Here is a 19,150-nt window from a genome sequence, read left to right as displayed (position 1 = left end):
ACACGTGCTCCAAAACCATCGCGGTAGGCTGCGCCGGTGGAGATCTGGGTCAATCCGGCGTGCGCGAAGTGCCGGTCAGCGGTGTCGATGCTCGACGAAGCGGGCGCGGAGTACACCGTCCGCCGCTACCTCGACGACCCGCCGACGGCGAAGGAGCTGAAGGCCGTGGTGAAGCGGCTGGGCCTGGAGCCGTGGGACATCACGCGCACCGCCGAGCCGATCGCGAAGGAGCTCGGCCTCAAGACGTGGGGCCGCACCGCCGCCGACCGCGCGCGCTGGATCGAGGCCCTGGCCGAGCACCCGAAGCTGATCCAGCGGCCGATCATCACCGCGGACGACGGCACCACCATCGTCGCCCGCACCCCCGAAGCGGTGCAGTCGGTCCTTTAAGGAATCGAGTCGGTCTTCGCCAGCAACGGCACGTCGAGCGGCACCGTCTCCGGGTACTTGATCCCGGCGCCGGTGTTGAGCACGACGACGTCCTCGTCGCCGTCGAGCCAGCCGGATTCGCGGAGGTGCCGCAACGCGGCGAAGCACGCCCCACCCTCCGGGCAGACGAAAGTGCCTTCACGCTCGGTGAGTTCCCGTTGCGCGGCAAGGAGTTCCTCGTCGGTGACGGCGACCGCGGTGCCACCGGTGGCGTAGACGGCGTCGAGCACGAGGAAGTCACCCAGCGCCTTGGGCACGGTGATGCCGAAGGCGACGGTCCGGGCGTCGGGGAACGGCACGCTTTCCCGGTCACCGCGGGAGAACGCTTCGACGATCGGGGCGCACCCGGTGGCCTGGACGGCGACGAGGCGGGGCAGCGGGCCGGAAACCCAGCCCAGCTCCCGCATCTCCAGCAGCGCCTTGTGGATCCCGATGATCCCGACCCCGCCGCCGGTCGGGTACAGAATCACGTCGGGCAGCCGCCAGCCGAACTGCTCGGCGATCTCGTACCCCATCGTCTTCTTGCCCTCGATGCGGTACGGCTCCTTCAGCGTCGAAACGTCCTGCACCCCCGGACGGCGCGGAACCGCCGCCGCCACGAGTTTCCCCGCGTCGCCGATGAGACCGTCCACCCGGTACAGCTCGGCGCCGGCGGCGACGCACTCGCGCATGGTGATCGCCGGCGCGTCGTCCGGCATCGCGATCAGGCTCGACAGGCCTGCGCGCGCCGCGTACAGCGCCCACGCCGCGCCGGCGTTGCCGTTCGTCGGCATCGCGATCCCGCGGACACCCAGTTCGGCCGCCCGCGAGACACCGACGGCCGCGCCCCTGGCCTTGAACGTGCCGGTCGGCACCAGGCCTTCGTCCTTCATCCAGAGGCGGGACAGCCCCAGCTCACGGCCGTAGCGCGGCAGGCGCAGCAACGGCGTCATGCCCTCGCCGAGGCTCACGACGTGCTCGGCCGAGCGCACCGGCAGCACCTCGTGGTAGCGCCACAGCGTCGGCTCGCGCCCGGCGATCTCCTTCGGCGTCACGGCTTCGCGGACGCCGTCGAGGTCGTACCGCGCGAGCAGCGGCGCCCCGGCCGGCGAGAGGCCCTGGACGACGTCGGCGTCGGCGCGCTCGCCGGTCCGGGAGCAGTCGAGGTGGCTGAGGAACGAGTACGGCACGGGCGTCTCCGGTCAGAAGCGTCAGAAGCGGCGGGTGAACGGCTTCGGCGCGCGCATCCGGATCAGCAGCAGGAGCGGCACCAGGACGTAGGGCAGGTTGAACGCGAGGAACTTCGCCGGGTTGCCGGTGCGCATGGCCGGGTCGCCGAAGAACTCGACGCCGAACACGACGATCCCGGTGAGCGTGACGATCATCGTCGCGTAGATCACCGACGGCAGCTGGATCCAGTTCCGGCCGGTCACCAGCGCGAACACGAGCACGACGTAGAACGGCATGTAGCCGAACGCCGAGAGCCCGGTGACGATCCGCATCCAGTCCGGCGGGTGCATGAACAGCTGGTCCGCGTCGTGGGCGTACCAGTAGTTGGAGTTGACGAAGAAGTTGTCCGAGGGCTGCGAGAAGTCCACGCCCACGGTCGGCAGCAGATCACTGATCAGCGAGGTGATCGTGAAGGCCGAGAACAGCACCGCGAAGAAGACGTCGATCTTCCGGTCCCGCAGCGGCAGGTTCATGTGATCGATCCTAGGTCCTATTCTGAGGAGATGGACGCGTTGCGGGTCTGCCTGTACGTCTTCGCCGGGGTGACGCTCGGTACCTGGCTGCTTTCGGTGCTGACCAGGGAGTACTCCTGGGTCGACCGGATCTGGTCGATCGTCCCGGTGGCCTACCTGGGCATCTTCGCCGGCGCGGCCGGGTTCGCCGACGCGCGGCTGGACGTGATGTTCGCGCTGGTCGCGGCCTGGGGCATCCGGCTGACGTTCAACTTCGCCCGGAAGGGTGGTTACGCCCGCGGCGGCGAGGACTACCGGTGGGCGGTGCTGCGCGAGAAGCTCGCGCCCTGGCAGTTCCAGGTGTTCAACTTCTTCTTCATCTCGCTGTACCAGAACGCGATCCTGCTGCTGATCACGCTGCCCGCGATGACGGCGCTGGAGCACCGGGGCTCGTTCGGCGTCCGGGACGTCGTCGTGGCGGTGATCTTCGCCGCGTTCCTGGTCGGCGAGACGGTCGCCGACCAGCAGCAGTGGACGTTCCACCGGGAGAAGCACGCGGGCCGCGCGGCGACGCGCTTCCGCCAGGACGGCCTGTTCCGCTACTCGCGGCACCCGAACTTCTTCTTCGAGCAGGCCCAGTGGTGGGTGATCGCGGCGTTCGGCGTGGTCGCGGCCGGTCTGACGTGGACGGTCCTGGGCGCGATCCTGCTGACGCTGCTGTTCGTCGGCTCGACGCGCTTCACCGAGAGCATCACGCTGGGCCGCTACCCGGAGTACGCGGACTACCAGCGGCGGACGTCCGCGGTGGTGCCGTGGTGGCCGAAGCACGGGGAACCGGTCCGCGGGTGACGACGTCGGTCGTCGCCGCGCTCCAGACCGGCGCCGTGGGTCCAGAGGGGCTGCTCGGCTGGGAGGACGAGATCCGCGCGTCGGTGACCGTTCCCGGCCCGGAGACCAGGGCGCTGGCGGGACTGTCGGCGCGGACCGGCGCGAGTCTGGTCGTCGGTGTCATCGAGCGGGACGGCTCGACGCTGTACAGCACGGTCGTGTTCCTCGACCCGTCGCTCGGGCTGGTGGGCAAGCACCGCAAGCTGGTCCCGACCGCGCGGGAGCGCCTGGTCTGGGGCCGCGGCGACAGCTCGACCCTCCCGGCGATCCCGACGGCGGCGGGCCTCGCGGGCGCGGCGATCTGCTGGGAGAACCACATGCCGCTGCTGCGCGCGGCGATGTACGCGAAGGGCGTGGAGCTGTGGTGCGCCCCGACGGCGGACGACCGCGACGTCTGGCAGGCGTCGATGCGCCACATCGCCGACGAGGGCCGTTGTTTCGTGATCTCGGCGAAGTCCTGGCCGGTCCACTGAGGACCGGCGAAGGCTTGATCACGGCGGAGATCGACCTCGAGGACGTCGTGACGGCCCGCCACAGCCTCGACGTGTCGGGGCATTACGCGCGGCCGGACGTCTTCGCGCTGTCGGTGGACGAGAGACCCCAGGACGGCGTCACACCGCCAAACGCCCGCCGTCCACGGGGAGGATGGCGCCCTGGACGAAGCTCGCGTCCGCCGTCACCAGGAAGGTGATCGCCGCCGCGATCTCCTCCGGGGCCGCCGTCCGGCCGGCCGGGCCCGCCGCCGCGAGCTCGTCGAGGCCGTCGCCGAAGACCGCTGTTCCTTCGGTGCGGGTCGGGCCGGGGCTGACCGCGTTGACGCGGACGCCGGACGGGCCGAACTCCGCCGCCCACGCCTTGGTCATCAGCTCCACCGCGGCCTTCGACGAGCCGTAGAGCGCCATGCCCGCCATGCCCCGCGCCGCGACCATCGTGGACAGGTTCACGATCGCGCCGTGCCCGCGGGCGGCCATCTCCGGGGCCAGCTCGGCGACGAGGAAGAACGGCACCTTCACGTTCGTCGTGTAGACGCGGTCGAAGCCGGCCTCGTCGGTGTCCGCGGTGGGGCCGGTGGGGAAGATCCCGGCGTTGTTGACCAGCACGTCGACGTGCCCGGCCAGTTCCCGGGCCCGCGCCGCCAGCGCGCGGGCCGGCGCAGCGCCCGTCAGGTCGGCGGCCACGAAGTCGGCCTTCCCACCCGATTCCCGGATCCGCGAGACGACCTGGTCGCCGCGGGCCGCGTCCCGGCCGGACACCACCACGTGGGCGCCCAGCCCGGCCAGCGCGACCGCCGTCGCCCGGCCGATCCCGCTCGTCCCGCCGGTCACCAGCGCCGTCGAACCCGACAGATCTGCAGCCATGCTCTTCTCCTGCTCCTCGCCGGGGTTCTTCCCCGGTCACCAGGTGCAAGGAGCAGGCGCGGACAGGACTTCCGGCTCCGCGCTCGGCGCTGCTTATACCCGCGATCCGTCGCGCTGATGGCCTTCCAGCGCCGCGACGAACTCCGCGATGTCACGCCGGTGCGAAGCCGCGGGCCACACCGCCCACGTCCGCCGCACGATCGGGTTGCCGGCCAGCGGCAGCCACCGGACCGTGTCCGGCATCGGGTACGGCCACGCGGGCGGGGCGAAGGCGTAGGCGCCACCGGCGCTGACCGCCGGGATCTTGAGCTCGACGATCAGCCGCTGCTCCTCCGGCACGTCCGGGCCGACGTCGAGACCGTGGCTGCGGAGGATCGCGGCCAGCTCGTCGTACCACGCCGGGCTGCCCGCGCGGGCGAAGGCGAACCACTCCAGCCCGGCCAGGTTCTCGAGGCGCACCCCGTCCGGCCCGGCGAGCTTCTCCGCGACGTCGGTGGCCAGCAGGACACCCACGTTCTCCTCGACGACGAGGGCCGCGTCGAGGTCCGGCCCGGCCGGGCGCTCGCCCACCAGCCCGACGTCCAGCTCGCCGGTCCGCAGTCCGGCGACCTGCGCCACCGACGACAGGTGCCGGGCCTGCACCCGGGTGTCCGGGCAGGCCTCGGCCAGCCGCGCGAGCGCGGCCGGCACCAGCTCCGGCGGCAGTTCGAGCGGGACGCCGACGCGGAGCACGCCGCCGCCGGTCGTGGTGTGCCGGGCCATGGCGGCCATGGCCTGGTCGTGGCGCGCCAGTACCGCGCGGGCCTCGGTCAGCAGCGTCATCCCGGCTTCGGTGGCCTGCACCCCGGTGCTGGCGCGCACCAGCAGCCGGACGCCGAGCCGCCGCTCCAGCGCGGTGATCGTCTGGGACAGCGCGGGCTGGCTGACGTGCAGCTGCCGCGCCGCCTTGGACAGCGCGCCCGCCTCGGCGACGGCGACGAACGCCCGCATCTCGCGCAGCTCCATCAGCGCGCCCAGCGGATCGGGAGTGACTTGAGCCCGTTTTGGAAGGTCGACCGCAGCCGCACCGGTTCGCCCGCCAGGGAAACCTCGCCCAGCAGGTCGAGCACCGCGGTGAACATCGCCCGCAGCTGGACGCGGGCCAGCTGCGCGCCCAGGCAGAAGTGCGGGCCGTGGCCGAAGGTCAGGTGGTCGTTGGGCGTCCGCGCGATGTCGAACGTGTCCGGATCGGCGAACACCGCCGGATCACGGTTGGCCGACGAGAACCAGACCACCACCTTGTCCCCGGCCCGGATGTCCACATCGGACAGACGAACATCCGAAACGGCCGTCCGCCTGAAGTTCATCACCGGCGTCCACCAGCGCAGCATCTCCTCGACCGCCGACGGCAGCAGCGACCGGTCGGCCAGCAGCCGCCGGTACTGCGCGGGGTGCGACAGCAGCGCCAGCAGCCCGCCCGGCAGGCCGTTGCGCAGGGTTTCGTTGCCCGCCACGGAAAACAGCCAGAAGAGGTTCTCGAACTCGGCGAGCGACACGCGGCCGCCGTCGTCGCCGACGTGACGCATCAGGGTGCTCATCACGTCGTCGCCCGGGTGCTCGCGCTTGTACTCGCCCAAGGCGTTCGCGTACGCGTAGAGGTCCGGCATCCCGGCGCGGGTGCGCGGGTCCGGCATGAGACCGTCCGGGCCCGGTGACGGGCGGACGGCGAGCGCGGCCCGCGCCAGATCGGTCACCTCGTCCGGGGACACGGTCGCGCTGACCGCGTACTCGGCGTCCTGGTAGCCGATCACGCGGTTGCTCCAGTCGTACATCAGCCGCCGGTCCTGCTCCGGCACGCCGAACACCGCGGCCAGCGTCCGCAGCGGCAGGTCGGCGGCGACCTTCGCGAAGTCGCCTTCGCCCTGGTCGGCGACGGCGGCGACGAGTTCCCGCGCCGACGTCTCGATCTGCTCGGTCAGCTTCGCGACCGCGCGCGCGGTGAACGCCTTGGTCAGCAGCCCGCGCAGCCGGCCGTGCCCGGGCGGGTCCATGTTGAGCATCATCCGGCGCACGTACGCGAGGTCGGCCTCGGTCGCCGGGTCCCGGATCTGCGTCCCGCCGAGCTGCGAGGAGAACAGCGCCGGGTCACGCAGCACCGTGCGGACGTCGGCGTGCCGCAGCACGGCCCAGAAGTCGCCGACGCGCACCACCGGCGTCTCGCGCCGCAGCCGGGCCAGCTCGTCGTACGGAACACCCCGCACGTAGGTGTCCGGATCGGTGATCCCCACGAAGCCGACCCTAGCCGCGTGCCGCGGCGTGGGGGAGGCTGCTGCGATGGACACGCTGAACATGCGCACCGGCGGCGAGGGCGAACCGGCCATCCTCTTCCTGCACGGGCTCGGCGCGACCGGCGCCGTGTGGGCCCACCTGACCGAGGCCGTCCCGCGGCGCGTGCTGGTGCCCGACCTGCCCGGCCACGGCCGGTCGGCACCGCTGCCGTACTACAGCTACGAGACGCTCACGACGGCCGTCGCGCGGGCACTGCCCGACCAGAAGCCGCTGGTCGTCGCCGGCCACTCGCTCGGCGGGGTGCTCGCGCTGGAGCTCGCCTCCGGCAAGTACGACGTCGAGGTCACCGGCGTGCTGGCGGTGGGCGTGAAGGTGGCGTGGAGCCAGGACGACCTGGGGCGCGCGGCGTCGTTCGCGGTACGGCCGCCGCGGGTGTTCGAGACGCAGGCGGATGCCGACCAGGCGTACCTGAAGGTCTCGGGGCTGCTCGGGATCGCGCCCACCGACCCGGCCGGGCTCCGCGAGACGGAGGGAGGTTGGCGTCTCGCGATGGACCCGGCCGCGTTCGGTGTGGGCGCACCGGACATGACCGCCCTGCTCGCCGCGGCGCGGTGCCCGGTCGTGCTGGCAGCGGGCGAGCACGACCCGATGAGCCGCCCGGAGCAGCTGCGCGCGCTGGACCCGGACGCGGTCACGCTCGCCGGCCTCGGGCACAACGCCCACGTCGAGGACCCGGCCGCCATCCGCGCCCTGCTCGAGCGCCTCGGCGTCTGATGGCGTCTGCCGGCCCGCGGGTGCAGCCGTCGTACCCCATGCGACGGCTGAACCGCGAACCCCTCGCCACCACCGGACCCGCACAGCCTAGAAAGGTCGGGTGGACGAACGGCTGTACTCGGCATCGACCGGAACGTCACCCCCTGTCACCTGCGTAAACAGAGATCTTCGCCGTTCGGTGGTACAGCCTCGGCGGCACGTTGACGATGCTGGGGCGGTACGTTCGGGGGCGAGGGGGCACGCAGGGAAGGACGCTTGTGGACGATGGCCTGCCCTTCGCCGGCTGGCTGCGCGACGAGCGGGTGCGCGCCGGGCTGACCCAGGCGGAGCTCGCCGAGCGCGCCGGGCTGAGCCTGCGCGCGATCCGCAACGCCGAGCGCGGCCGCGTCCGGCGGCCGCGGCCGGAGACCGAGCGGCGGCTGCGGGAAGCGCTTGCCGAGGCGCCGCCGGAGCCGGTCCGGATCGACGTGCTGGGGCCGCTGACCGTCCGGTTCGGCGACCGCCCGGTCGAGATCGGCGCCGAGAAGCAGCGCCTGCTGCTCGCGCTGCTGGCCCTGCAGCCGAACCGGACCGTGCGGCGCGAGGACCTCGTCGACGTCATCTGGGACGAGCCGCCGCCGTCGTGCCTGGAGCTGGTCCACACCTACGTCGCCCGGCTGCGGCGGGCGCTGCGCCCGGCCGACCCGATCACCACGGACAAGGGCGGTTACCGGCTGTCCGTCGGCGAGGACCACCTCGACCTGCTGCGGTTCGACGCGCTGGTGGAGCGGGCCGAGCGGGAGCCGGAGGCGGCCGAAGAGGCCTATCGCGAGGCGCTGGGCCTGTGGCGCGGCCCGGCGCTCGCCGACGTCGGACGGCTCCGGCAGCACCCGGTCCGGCTGGCGCTGGCGATGCGGCGGGCCCAGACCGTGCTGGCCTACGCCGGGGCCGCCGCGGCCCACCCCGAGGACGCGGTCGTGCAGCTGCGGGCGCTGACCGCCGAGGAGCCGCTCAACGAGTCGGCGCACGCGCGGCTGATGCTGGCGCTCGCCGCGTCCGGACGGCAGGCCGCCGCGCTGGGGGTCTTCGACGAGGTCCGGCGGCGGCTGGCCGACGAGCTGGGCATCGAACCCGGCCCGGAGCTGCGCGAGGCCCAGCGCCAGGTGCTGGCGCAGGACTTCGGCGTCCCGGAGCAGCCGGTCTCGGTGCCCGCGCAGCTGCCCGCGGCCGTCCCCGGGTTCCACGGCCGCGCGGCCCAGCTCGGCGAGCTGGACGAGCTGCTGCACCGGGGCGAGGCCGACACCGGCGCGCGCATCGCCGTGCTGTCCGGGACGGCGGGGGTCGGCAAGACCGCGTTGGCCGTGCACTGGGCGCGGCGGGCGCGGGCGGAGTTCCCCGACGGCCAGCTGTACGTCGACCTGCGCGGGTACGGCACGGTCCGGCCGATCGAGCCGGGGGACGCGCTGTCCGGGTTCCTGCGTGCTCTGGGCGTCGACGGCGCGGACATCCCCGCGGAGCCCGACGAGCGGGCCGCCAAGTTCCGCACGGTGCTCGACGGCCGGCGGATGGTGCTGCTGCTGGACAACGCCGGGTCGGTCGGGCAGGTCCGCCCGCTGCTGCCCGGTTCGCCGTCCTGCCTGGTGCTGGTGACCAGCCGGGACGCGCTACCCGGGCTGGTCGCCCGCGACGGCGCCCGCCGGGTGCTCGTCGACCTGCTGACCACGGCCGAGGCCCGCGACCTGCTGCGGACCCTGCTCGGGCGGCGCGTCGACGACGAGCCGGCGGCGACCTCGGCGCTGATCGGGTACTCGGCCCGGCTGCCGCTGGCGTTGCGGCTGGTCGCGGAGCTGGCGCTGAGCCGCCCGGGGGAGCGGCTCGCGGCGCTGGAGGCCGAGCTGGCCGACGAACGGCGGCGGCTGGACCTGCTCGACGGCGGCGGTGACCCGCTGACGGCGGTCCGCGCGGTGTTCTCGTGGTCCTACCGGCACCTGGCGGCCGACGCCGCCCGCGTGTTCCGGCTCTGCGGCCTGCACCCGGGCCGCGACCTGACCCCGGCCGCGATCGCCGCGCTGGCGGAGCTGCCGCTGCCGGAGGCCGAGCGGCTGACCGGCACGCTCGTGCGGGCCCACCTCGCCGAGGAGTCCGGCCACGACCGCGTCCAGCTGCACGACCTGCTGCGCGTCTACGCCGCCGAGCTGGCGGCCGGGGACGCGGGCGAGAGCCACGACGCCCAGGAGCGGCTGTTCGACTTCTACGTCCGGTCGGCCGCGCAGGCCATGGACGCCGTCCTGCCGCTGGAACGGCACCTGCGCCCGCAGGTGCCGGACCCGGACGTGAAGGTGCTCGACGCGCCGGCGTGGCTGGAGGCCGAGCGCCGCAACCTGCTGGCGGTCGCCGCGCACGCGACCCGGCACGGCCGGCCGGAGCACCTGCGGCTGCTGTCCGGGATCCTGTGGCACTACCTCGACGTCGGCGGCTACCACGAGGAATCGCTGGTGCTGCACACGCACGCGTCCGTGCTGGCCCAGGACGCCGGCGACCGGGCGGGCGAAGCCGACCCGCTGACGCTGATCGCGCTGGGGCACTGGCGGGTCGGCCGGTCGCGGGAAGCCGTGCGGTACCTGGAAGAGGCGCTCGTCATCGTCCGCGAGTCCGGCAACCGGGTCACCGAGATCCACGTGCTCAACACGCTGGGCCTGGCCTGCCGCGCGCTGGGCCGGTTCGCCGAAGCCCTCGAGTACTCGGCCGAAGCCCTGTCACTGGCCCGGAAATCGGGCGACCGCACCAGCGAGGGCCTGGTGCTGGTGGTGCTCGGCTGCACCTGCCGCGGCATCGGCCGCTACGGCGACGCGATCGGCTACCTCACCGAAGCCCTCGATCTGGCCAGGGAAATCGCCGACCGCACGAGCGAGGGCTACGCCCTGGTGAACATCGGCGACTCGCTGGCGGCACTGGGCCGCTACGACGAAGCCGTCGAGTCGATTTCGGCCGGGCTGGAGCACTTCCGCGCGATGGGCGTGCGCGTCAGCGAGGGGTACGCGCTGGGCATCCTCGGCGACATCGAGCACGCGCGTGGCCGGTACGCCGAAGCCGAGGCGCACCTGGAGCGGGCGCTGGAACTCGCGCAGGAGACCGGAAGCCCGACCAACCGCGGTGTCGCGCTGAAGCACCTGGGCGACGTCCGGCTCGCCCAGGGCCGGCACGACGAAGCGGCCCAGCACCTCGAAGAGGCACTGGGCATCGCTCGTGAATGCGGGGACCGCGGGGTCGAGTCCCGCGTGCTGAACAGTCTCGGCTTCGTCGCGCTCGCGCGTGGCGCGCACGACCAGGCGTTGACGTACCACCGTGAAGCCCTTGCCGCGGCGAAGGAAACGGCGTGCCTGCCGGAGCAGGGCCGGGCCCACCGCGGGCTCGGCGACGTCCACTGTGGACTGAGTGACCCGGACGCCGCGCGGGAACACTGGGAACGCGCGGCAGCGTGTTACGCCGCGGAACGCGTTCCCGGCGCGCTCCTGGTTCAGGAGCGGCTGGCCCGTATCGCGGAGTAGTGCCGCTCTTCGGCGACCAAGTCGCCTTCGAGGCGCTGGGCGTCGCGGTCGTAGACGTCGACGCTGCCGGCCAGCCGGTTCCGCGGGTACGGGCGGCGGCGGTACGCGTGGTCCAGTGCCCAGGCGAGGAGTCCTGCGGCGACGAGAACGGCGATGATCATGACGCTCCTCCCGGAGTGCGGTGTGCTGTTGCCTTGTAGAACGCGTAATGGAACGTCCCGTATTCCCTTGTGGTGCGGTAAAGATCGGCTACGCCGCGGTCCCAGTCGGCGACCGTCGTGAGCCCGCGCGCGACGGCGTTTTCCCTGACGCCTTCGACCATTGCGATGAAGGTGTCGCGGGTGAACCCGGCGACCAGATCGGGGCGGGACGCGTCGGCGTAGACGGTGCGGGGTTCGACGCGGACGCCGTCGAACCCGGCGCCGGTGAGCAGGGGGTAGAGGCGGCGGCCGATGAGGGAGTCACCGCCGGCGTCGGCCTGCAGCCGGATCAGGCAGTCGATCGCGGCCTGGGCGGAGGCGCTGCGGGGGTGGAAGAACGCCGACCCGTGGTCACCTTCGAGCACCGTGATCGTGCCACCCGGCCGCAGCAGGGTTTTCAGGTGCGCCAACGCTTTCCCGGGTTCGGGGAGGTGTTCGAGCACGAAGCAGACGAAGACGTGGTCGTAAGTGCCGTCGAGGTCGAACAGGTCGGCCCGGCGCCAGTCGACGTTTTCGCCGATCCTCGCTCGGGCCTGGGCGAGGGAAGCTTCCGAGACGTCGACCGCGGTCAGGTGCGCGCCGGGGCTGCGGGCGACGAGGTGGACGGTCTGGGCGCCGACGCCGCAGCCGACCTCGAGGACGCGGCTGCCCGCGGGGTAGGCCGTCCCGGCGTGCAGCAGCTCGGCCAGGGTGTCGGCCTGGTCGCCGAGGCGGCGGGCCTCGGGTTCGGCGTATCCGTGCACGTAACTGGTGTCCATGAAGCCAGCGTGCTGCGACAATGGCCCGATGGACAGGGCCAAACCGGACCCGCCGGAGGGGGCCATAACCGCCGGGTCGGACTTCCTGCAGCTCGACGTCCGGGCCGCGCCGCCCGGCGGGCTCGCGGACTGGCTCGCCGGGCAGCTGCGCGCCGCCGTCGCCGACGGCCGGCTCCCGGTGGGCGGGCGCCTCCCCGCGTCCCGGGTGCTGGCGGCCGAGCTGCGCGTGTCGCGGGGTGTGGTCACCGAGGCCTACCAGCGGCTGATCGACGACGGCCACGCGGCGGGCCGCGGCCGGGCCGGCACGGTCGTCGGCGCGGCGCCGGTGGTCGCGCCTTCGCCGGTACGTCGTCCGCCGCCCGCGAAGGTGATCACGGCGCTGCCGGGCGCCGACGTCTTCGACGAGGTCCGCGCGGCCCCGGCCCGGATCGACCTCACACCGGGCGTGCCGGACCTGACGGCGTTCCCGCGCGCGGCGTGGCTGCGGGCGGAGCGCGCGGTGCTCGACGAGCTGGAGCCGTCCGACTTCGGCTACGGCGACCCGCGCGGGGCACCGGCGATGCGGCTCGCGGTGTCGCGCTGGCTGGCGCGCAGCCGCGGCATCCGCGCGGACCCGGGCGAGATCATCGTGGTGTCGGGGGTGGCGCAGGGCCTGACGCTGCTCGGCGAGGTGCTGCGGCAGCGAGGCGTCGACGAGATCGCCGTCGAAGACCCCGGTTCCCTCGGCGCGCGGCAGCACCTGCACCACACCGGCCTGGCGACCCCGCCGATCGCCGTGGACGACGACGGCCTGCGCGTCGGCGAGCTGCGGGCGAGCGGCGCGCGGGCGGTGCTGCTGACGCCCGCCCACCAGTTCCCGACGGGCGTGGTTCTGGGCGGTGAGCGCCGCCGCGACCTGATGCGCTGGGCGGCCGAGGGCGGCCTGGTCGTCGAGGACGACTACGACGCCGAGCACCGATACGACCGCGCGCCGGTGCCCGCGGTCCGGTCGATGCTGCCGGAGGTCTGCTACACGGGCAGCGTCTCGAAGCTGCTGGCGCCGGCCCTGCGGGTCGGCTGGCTGCTGCCGCCGCCGGGGTTCCACGACGACCTCGTCGCGGCCAAGCGGTTCGCGGACCTGGGCAACGCGGTGCTGGCCCAGCTGGTGCTGGCGCGGCTGATGGAGACGGGCGAGCTGGAGCGCCAGCTGCGTTCGGTGCGGGCCCGCCACCGCCGCCGCCGCGACGCGATGATCCGCGCGGTCACGGAGTCGCTCCCGGAGGCGCGGGTCCACGGCGCGGCCGCGGGCCTGCACCTGACGATCACGTTCGGCGCGCCCGTCGACGACGTCGCCCTGGCGGCGGCCGCGCTGGCGGAGGGGGTGAAGGTCCAGCCGCTGTCGTGGCACCGGCAGCGGCCGGGACGTCCCGGCCTGGTCATGGGTTACGCGGCCCGCACGGCGGGGGAGATCGCCGACGGGGTGGCCGTACTGGGGCGGCTTCTCCGTTAGCGCCGAGTTACGGCGAAGTCACTTCGCCGCGACACCGTAAAGAGTCCACAAAGGATATTCACCTCGATGTGATCATGCTCTCGCAGGCGGATCCGGGGGATGGTTGCCATACGCAACCAAGTTGCTTAGCCTAGCTAAGGGACTTGCGAGCGGAAGGTTTACACACAGTGGCGAAAAGCCGGACGTATTCGATCGCGGAACTGGGGCCGCGGTACAAGTGGATCGCGCTGTCCAACACGACGCTGGGCATGCTGATCGCCACGATCAACTCGTCGATCGTGCTCATCGCGCTGCCCGACATCTTCAAGGGCATCGGGATCAACCCCCTGGAACCCGCCAACACCAGCTACCTGCTGTGGATGATCATGGGCTTCCTCGTGGTCACCGCCGTGCTGGTGGTGAGCTTCGGGCGGCTCGGCGACATGTACGGCCGCGCCCGGATGTACAACCTGGGCTTCGCCGTCTTCACGATTTCTTCCATCATGCTGGCCGTCACCTGGTTCGACGGTGACGCGGCCGCGCTGTGGCTGATCGGCTGGCGGATCGTGCAGGGCGTCGGCGGCGCCTTCCTGATGGCGAACTCCTCGGCGATCCTCACCGACGCCTTCCCGGCCAACCAGCGCGGCCTCGCGCTCGGCATGAACGGCGTCGCGGCCATCGCGGGCTCGTTCCTCGGCCTGGTCGTCGGCGGCGTGCTGGCCCCGATCGACTGGAACCTGATCTTCCTGGTGTCGGTGCCCTTCGGCGTGATCGGCACGATCTGGGCGTACCTCAAGCTGCACGACACCGGCGTCCGCAAGCACGCACGGATGGACTGGTGGGGCAACATCAGCTTCGCCGTCGGCCTGATCGCGGTGCTGGTCGGCATCACCTACGGCATCCAGCCCTACGGCTCCTCGGCGACCGGCTGGGGCAGCCCGATGGTGCTCTCGTGCCTGATCGGCGGCGTCGCGGTGCTGATCGGTTTCGTGATCATCGAGACCAAGGTCGACAATCCGCTGTTCCGGCTGTCGCTGTTCAAGATCCGGTCGTTCACCTGGGGCAACATCGCGAACCTGACGGCGTCCCTCGGCCGCGGTGGGCTGCAGTTCATCCTGATCATCTGGCTGCAGGGCATCTGGCTGCCGCAGCACGGCTACACGTTCGAGCAGACGCCGTTGTGGGCGGGCATCTACATGCTGCCGATGACGGTCGGGTTCCTGCTGGCCGCGCCGACGTCGGGCATCCTCGCCGACCGGATCGGCAGCCGGCTGCTGGCCTCCAGCGGCCTGGCGATCACGGCGGTGACGTTCCTGCTGCTGATCATCCTGCCGGTGAACTTCGACTACTGGGCGTTCGCGGCGATCCTGCTGATCAACGGCATCGGGATGGGCATGTTCTCCTCGCCCAACCGCGCCGAGGTGATGAACAGCCTGCCGGCCGACTCCCGCGGTTCGGGCGCGGGCATGATGACGACGTTCCAGAACGCGGCGATGGTCCTGTCGATCGGCTTCTTCTTCAGCCTGATCATCTCGGGCCTGTCGAGCAGCCTCCCGTCGACGATGCACGACGGCTTGATCGCCCACGGCGTCCCCGAGGCGGCGGCCACGCAGGTGGCGCACCTGCCGGCGGTGGCGGTGCTGTTCGCGGCGTTCCTGGGCTACAACCCGATCCAGCAGCTGCTGGGCGGCCAGCTGGCGTCGCTGCCGCCGGACCAGGCCCAGTTCCTGACCGGCCGCAGCTTCTTCCCCAACCTGATCTCCGGCCCGTTCCAGTCGGGCCTGGCGGTGGCCTTCGGTTTCGCGATCGTCGTCTGCCTGATCGGCGCGGTGGCATCGCTGCTGACAAAGACCCCGAAACCGGGCGACCGCGAGTCGGTGGGCGAAGAACTGGCGGCAGTGGCCGGCGAGTCGAGCGGCGGCCCGAGCGAACTGGTGTCACCCGCCGTCGAGCGCTGACGGTAGTTTCGGAAGCCGGGTACCGCGACCTGCGGTACCCGGCTTTCGTCGTCGGGGATGGCGGAACCAGGACCGCGGTAAACGCGCCGCTGCAGCTGCGGGAGAACTACCGGCCCAGCGAAGCGCGCTGAATCTTCACGGGATGCGCCGGCGCCCCGTCCAAGGGCCCGTTCGGATCGGTCGGGATGATGCCGTCCGCGACCATGTGGTCGATCGCCGGCATGCCGCTGATCACGTGCCCCAGCACCGAATAGTTCGCCGGGATGTTCGCGAAGGAATGCACGATGAAGAACTCCGACCCGTTCGTCCCCGGGCCCTGGTTCCCCATGGCGATCGTCCCGCGCGGATACGTCTCCGTACCGGAGACCTCGTCCGGGAACTTGTACCCCGGCCCGCCCTTTTCGACTTCGTAGATGTCACCGCACTGCAGGACACCGAGACGCGAAGAGTTTGACAGCCGCCAGCACTGGGAATGGTCGTAGAAGCGCTGCAGCACCAGGGAAACCATGTTGTGCACCGCGCACGGCGCCGCCCCCGCGCGGTCCAGCCGCACCGTCACCGGGCCGTAGTTGAAGCGGAACGTGACGTCCACGGTTCCGCGCGTCAGCGCGAACGGCAGCGGCCGGACAACGGGACGGGCGGCGGGATTCGCGGGTGTCGGCGTGAACCGGCACGGCACCACGACCGAGGACGCCGAGGCCGGAACGGCCGGAGCCACCAGCAGGGCACCCAGGACACCGACGAGAGCCAAACCCCAGCGCAGCTTCATGGGCCGGGAGGTTAGCGGGTCACCAACTACTTGCGCCAGGCCGTGCGGCGCTTGCGGATGTCGAGGACCAGCAGCAGGACGAGGAACGCCGCCAGGCCGACGAGCCAGACGTTCTCGGTGTTGTTCTCGTGGTTGCCCTTGATCATCACGAGCAGGATGACCGCGCTGACCCAGCCGGCGATCCGGGTGCCCTTCGGGAAGGAGCCGTGCCAGCCCCAGGCCGCGGACGGCTCGTCGCGGGGGTCGACCTCGGGCCGCTTCTCGACCGCCTTGCCTGCCACGATGAACTCCCTCAACACCCATGAACCACGTACCCGGCGATGATCCCACACCTCCGCGTGCGCCGCGGACACGCCCCGCGCGACAATGACCCGCGATGACTACCTCGCGAAGCGTCCTCGTGCTCGGCTCGACCGGGTCCATCGGAGTGCAGGCCCTCGACGTCGCGGCGCGCAACCCGCACCTGTTCCGGGTGGCCGGGATCGCCGCGGGTGGTGCGGATCCGGCGGCGCTGGCCGCGCAAGCGCTCGCGCACGGCGTCGAGGCCGTCGCCGTGACGAAGGCCACGGCCGCCGAAGACCTGCAGCTCGCGCTGTACGCCGAAGCGCAGAAGCGCGGCTACTCCCAGGGCGACTTCAAGCTCCCGCGCCTCTTCGCGGGTTCGGACGCGGTCACCGAGCTGATCGACGCCGTGAAGGTCGACACCGTCCTCAACGCCTTGCCCGGCTCGCGCGGCCTCGAGCCGACGCTGCGGGCGCTCGCCACCGGCGCCACCCTCGCGCTGGCCAACAAGGAGTCGCTGATCGCCGGCGGGCCGCTGGTGCTCGCCGCGGCCAAGCCGGGGCAGCTCGTGCCGGTCGACTCCGAGCACTCGGCGATCGCGCAGGCCCTGCGCGCCGGCCGCGAAAGCGAGGTGGCGCGGCTCGTGCTCACCGCGTCCGGCGGCCCGTTCCGCGGCCGCAAGCGGGCCGAGCTGGCCGACGTCACCGTCGAGCAGGCGATGGCCCACCCGACCTGGTCGATGGGCCCGCTGATCACCATCAACTCGGCCACGCTGGTCAACAAGGGCCTGGAGCTGATCGAAGCCGCCCTGCTGTTCGGCATCCCGCCGGAGCGGATCGACGTCACCGTGCACCCGCAGTCGATCGTGCACTCGATGGTGACCTTCACCGACGGCTCGACGATCGCCCAGGCCAGCCCGCCGGACATGCGGCTGCCCATCGCGCTCGCCCTGCACTGGCCCGACCGGGTGCCCGGCGCGGCCGCCGCGTGCACCTGGGACAAGGCCGCGACCTGGACTTTCGAGCCGCTGGACGACGAGGCCTTCCCGGCCGTCGAGCTGGCCCGGCACTGCGGCACGGCAGGCGGCTGCCTGCCCGCCGTCTACAACGCCGCGAACGAGGAGCTCGTCGCCGCCTTCCTGGCGCAGAACACCCGCTTCACGTCGATAGTGGACACTGTTTCCGAGGTGGTGGGAGCCGCCGACGAATGGCGTCGCGAACCACGCGACGTCGAGGACGTTCTCGCGGCCGAGCGCTGGGCTCGCGCCCGGGCCGGTTCGATCATCGAGGGGAAGTAGCGGGTGCTCGCCTACATCATCGGTGTGGTGCTCTTCGCGCTGGGGATCTGCGTCTCCGTCGCCTTGCACGAGGCCGGTCACATGGTGACCGCGAAGGCCTTCGGCATGAAGGTCCGGCGGTACTTCGTGGGCTTCGGGCCCACGGTGTTCTCCTGGCGCCGCGGGGAGACCGAATACGGCCTGAAGTGGATCCCGCTCGGCGGGTTCTGCGACATCGCCGGCATGACCGCGCTCGACGAGGTGACGCCCGACGAGGCGCCCCGCGCGATGTGGCGGTTCAAGACCTGGAAGCGCACCGTCGTGATGAGCGCCGGGTCGATCACGCACTTCATCCTCGGCTTCGTCGTGCTCTACCTGATGGCCGTCACGATGGGGCTGCCGATCCTGACTCCCGTCGACAGTTCGCCGGTGCTGGCCTCGACGTCCTGCGCGCGGTCGGCGACGACCGAGGAGCAGGTCCAAGACACCTCCTGCCCGCCGGGCTCCCCGCGCCCGGCGCAGGAAGCCGGGCTGCGGGCCGGGGACAAGATCCTCGCGGTCGGCGGCAAGGCGGTCGCGAGCTGGACCGAGATGCTCGCCGCGGTGCAGGCCACCAGCGGGCCGACCGAGTTCGACGTCGTCCGCGACGGGCACGAGCTGGCGCTGGTCGTCGACGTGCCGAAGGTCAAGCGGTGGACCGGCTCGAGTGTCCGCGAGGTCGGCATGATCGGCGCGTCGCCTGTGCAGCCGGCGGTCACCACGCAGTACGGCCCGGTCGCCGCGATCGGCGCCACGTTCAGCTTCACCGGCACGATGTTCTCCGAGACGGCCCAGCGGCTCGTCGAGTTCCCCGAGCGCATCCCCGCCGTCGTCACCGCGATCTTCGGCGGCGAACGCGACAAGAACACCCCGGTCAGCGTCGTCGGCGCGAGCCGGATCGGCGGCGAGGCCGTCGAAAAGGGCGTCTGGGTGCTGTTCTTCTTCCTGCTGGCCAGCCTGAACTTCTTCATCGGCGTGTTCAACCTGCTGCCGCTGCTGCCGCTCGACGGCGGGCACATCGCGGTGGTCTGGTACGAGCGCGTCCGCGACTGGATCCGCGCCCGGCGCGGGAAGGTGGCAGGCGGGCCCGTCGACTACACGAAGCTGTCCGGGATCACGATGGTCCTCGTCCTCATCGGCGGCGCGGTGACCCTACTCACGGTGACGGCGGACATCGTCAACCCGATTCGCTTGCAGTAGCGCCACGCCACGGAGGGGTTCCGGCTCCTCCGTGGCGTTCGCCACACCCCGTAATACTGCTCACCGTCACGGTTGACATGGTGTAGGTCGTCCGGTCGGGGTAGGTACGCTGGAAACCGTGACCGTCGCACTCGGTATGCCCGCCCTGCCCCCGCCCGTCCTCTCCGAGCGCCGCAAGACCCGCCAGCTCCAGGTGGGCTCGGTCGGTGTCGGCAGCGACTTCCCGATCTCCGTCCAGTCGATGACGACGACGCTCACCTCCGACGTCAACGCGACGCTGCAGCAGATCGCCGAG

The 19,150-nt window shown here is 72.1% G+C and carries 19 protein-coding genes; 10 read left to right on the top strand and 9 right to left on the bottom strand.

Annotation, left to right across the window (positions count from 1 at the left end; translation table 11 throughout):
- Positions 1–36 precede the first annotated feature (36 nt).
- Positions 37–390, top strand: a complete 354-nt coding sequence (locus ACGFMK_RS37050) for an arsenate reductase family protein (protein ID WP_392773561.1) — start codon at positions 37–39, stop codon at positions 388–390.
- Here ACGFMK_RS37050 and ACGFMK_RS37045 read toward each other — a convergent pair.
- Both ACGFMK_RS37045 and ACGFMK_RS37040 read right to left on the bottom strand, forming a co-directional pair.
- Positions 387–1,598 (bottom strand): threonine synthase, encoded by a 1,212-nt coding sequence (locus tag ACGFMK_RS37045; protein WP_392773559.1) that lies wholly within the window; start codon positions 1,596–1,598, stop codon positions 387–389. The two genes, ACGFMK_RS37050 and ACGFMK_RS37045, sit on opposite strands and share 4 nt — an antisense overlap.
- Positions 1,599–1,619: 21 nt before the next feature.
- A complete protein-coding gene (locus ACGFMK_RS37040; protein WP_392773557.1) occupies positions 1,620–2,111 on the bottom strand; it encodes an EXPERA domain-containing protein in 492 nt (163 codons plus the stop codon).
- Positions 2,112–2,141: 30 nt separating this feature from the next.
- On the opposite strand from ACGFMK_RS37040, the gene ACGFMK_RS37035 reads away from it, so the two are divergent.
- On the top strand, positions 2,142–2,939 hold the full coding sequence (locus ACGFMK_RS37035) for a DUF1295 domain-containing protein (RefSeq protein WP_392773556.1): 798 nt from the start codon (positions 2,142–2,144) through the stop codon (positions 2,937–2,939).
- Positions 2,906–3,451: a nitrilase-related carbon-nitrogen hydrolase gene (locus tag ACGFMK_RS37030; protein WP_392773554.1), complete on the top strand. Its 546-nt coding sequence runs from the start codon at positions 2,906–2,908 to the stop codon at positions 3,449–3,451. Before ACGFMK_RS37035 ends, ACGFMK_RS37030 begins: the two co-directional genes overlap by 34 nt.
- 138 nt (positions 3,452–3,589) lie before the next feature.
- Here the strand turns inward: ACGFMK_RS37030 and ACGFMK_RS37025 are convergent, their stop codons facing one another.
- The 3 genes from ACGFMK_RS37025 to ACGFMK_RS37015 all read right to left on the bottom strand — a co-directional run bounded on the left by ACGFMK_RS37025 (position 3,590) and on the right by ACGFMK_RS37015 (position 6,603).
- A complete protein-coding gene (locus tag ACGFMK_RS37025) occupies positions 3,590–4,336 on the bottom strand; it encodes an SDR family NAD(P)-dependent oxidoreductase (RefSeq protein WP_392773552.1) in 747 nt (248 codons plus the stop codon).
- A 93-nt stretch (positions 4,337–4,429) separates the two neighbouring features.
- Positions 4,430–5,341, bottom strand: coding sequence for a LysR family transcriptional regulator (locus ACGFMK_RS37020; RefSeq protein ID WP_392773550.1), 912 nt, complete (start codon positions 5,339–5,341; stop codon positions 4,430–4,432).
- Positions 5,341–6,603: a cytochrome P450 gene (locus tag ACGFMK_RS37015; protein WP_392773549.1), complete on the bottom strand. Its 1,263-nt coding sequence runs from the start codon at positions 6,601–6,603 to the stop codon at positions 5,341–5,343. The genes ACGFMK_RS37020 and ACGFMK_RS37015 overlap by 1 nt, the downstream gene beginning before the upstream one ends.
- 46 nt (positions 6,604–6,649) lie before the next feature.
- Between ACGFMK_RS37015 and ACGFMK_RS37010 the strand changes: the two genes are divergently transcribed.
- Both ACGFMK_RS37010 and ACGFMK_RS37005 read left to right on the top strand, forming a co-directional pair.
- On the top strand, positions 6,650–7,378 hold the full coding sequence (locus ACGFMK_RS37010) for an alpha/beta fold hydrolase (RefSeq protein WP_392773547.1): 729 nt from the start codon (positions 6,650–6,652) through the stop codon (positions 7,376–7,378).
- Between the two features lie 257 nt (positions 7,379–7,635).
- The gene (locus tag ACGFMK_RS37005) at positions 7,636–10,905 is read left to right on the top strand and encodes a tetratricopeptide repeat protein (protein ID WP_392773545.1); all 3,270 of its coding nucleotides are present in this window, start codon (positions 7,636–7,638) and stop codon (positions 10,903–10,905) included.
- Here the strand turns inward: ACGFMK_RS37005 and ACGFMK_RS37000 are convergent.
- Together ACGFMK_RS37000 and ACGFMK_RS36995 are read right to left on the bottom strand one after the other, a co-directional pair.
- Complete coding sequence (locus tag ACGFMK_RS37000) at positions 10,875–11,066, bottom strand: hypothetical protein (RefSeq protein WP_392773543.1); 192 nt, start codon at positions 11,064–11,066, stop codon at positions 10,875–10,877. The genes ACGFMK_RS37005 and ACGFMK_RS37000 overlap by 31 nt on opposite strands.
- Complete coding sequence (locus ACGFMK_RS36995) at positions 11,063–11,863, bottom strand: L-histidine N(alpha)-methyltransferase (protein ID WP_392773541.1); 801 nt, start codon at positions 11,861–11,863, stop codon at positions 11,063–11,065. The genes ACGFMK_RS37000 and ACGFMK_RS36995 overlap by 4 nt, the downstream gene beginning before the upstream one ends.
- Before the next feature lie 28 nt (positions 11,864–11,891).
- On the opposite strand from ACGFMK_RS36995, the gene ACGFMK_RS36990 reads away from it, so the two are divergent.
- Positions 11,892–13,352 carry a PLP-dependent aminotransferase family protein gene (locus tag ACGFMK_RS36990; RefSeq protein ID WP_392773539.1) on the top strand — a complete coding sequence of 487 codons (1,461 nt, stop codon included), beginning with the start codon at positions 11,892–11,894 and terminating at the stop codon, positions 13,350–13,352.
- A 167-nt stretch (positions 13,353–13,519) separates the two neighbouring features.
- Positions 13,520–15,289: an MFS transporter gene (locus tag ACGFMK_RS36985; protein WP_392773537.1), complete on the top strand. Its 1,770-nt coding sequence runs from the start codon at positions 13,520–13,522 to the stop codon at positions 15,287–15,289.
- 106 nt (positions 15,290–15,395) lie between these two features.
- On the opposite strand, the gene ACGFMK_RS36980 is transcribed toward ACGFMK_RS36985, so the two are convergent.
- Both ACGFMK_RS36980 and ACGFMK_RS36975 read right to left on the bottom strand, forming a co-directional pair.
- A complete protein-coding gene (locus ACGFMK_RS36980) occupies positions 15,396–16,058 on the bottom strand; it encodes a peptidylprolyl isomerase (RefSeq protein ID WP_392773535.1) in 663 nt (220 codons plus the stop codon).
- Between the two features lie 26 nt (positions 16,059–16,084).
- Entirely contained in the window at positions 16,085–16,339 is a 255-nt protein-coding gene (locus ACGFMK_RS36975; RefSeq protein ID WP_247062457.1) for a DUF2631 domain-containing protein, read from the bottom strand.
- A 95-nt stretch (positions 16,340–16,434) separates the two neighbouring features.
- Here ACGFMK_RS36975 and dxr point away from each other — a divergent pair, with 95 nt between their 5' ends.
- The 3 genes from dxr to ACGFMK_RS36960 all read left to right on the top strand — a co-directional run.
- Positions 16,435–17,637 (top strand): 1-deoxy-D-xylulose-5-phosphate reductoisomerase, encoded by a 1,203-nt coding sequence (dxr, locus tag ACGFMK_RS36970; RefSeq protein WP_392773533.1) that lies wholly within the window; start codon positions 16,435–16,437, stop codon positions 17,635–17,637.
- A 3-nt stretch (positions 17,638–17,640) separates the two neighbouring features.
- Positions 17,641–18,855, top strand: coding sequence for a M50 family metallopeptidase (locus ACGFMK_RS36965; RefSeq protein WP_392773531.1), 1,215 nt, complete (start codon positions 17,641–17,643; stop codon positions 18,853–18,855).
- 118 nt (positions 18,856–18,973) lie between these two features.
- Positions 18,974–19,150 (top strand): flavodoxin-dependent (E)-4-hydroxy-3-methylbut-2-enyl-diphosphate synthase (locus tag ACGFMK_RS36960; RefSeq protein ID WP_392773632.1); only part of this gene is annotated, 177 nt, incomplete at its 3' end.

It is taken from the genome of Amycolatopsis sp. NPDC049252 (assembly GCF_043197175.1).
Lineage (GTDB): Bacteria > Actinomycetota > Actinomycetes > Mycobacteriales > Pseudonocardiaceae > Amycolatopsis.
The sequence above is the reverse complement of the archived record's forward strand: the minus strand, read 5'-3'. Positions and strand labels throughout refer to the sequence as shown.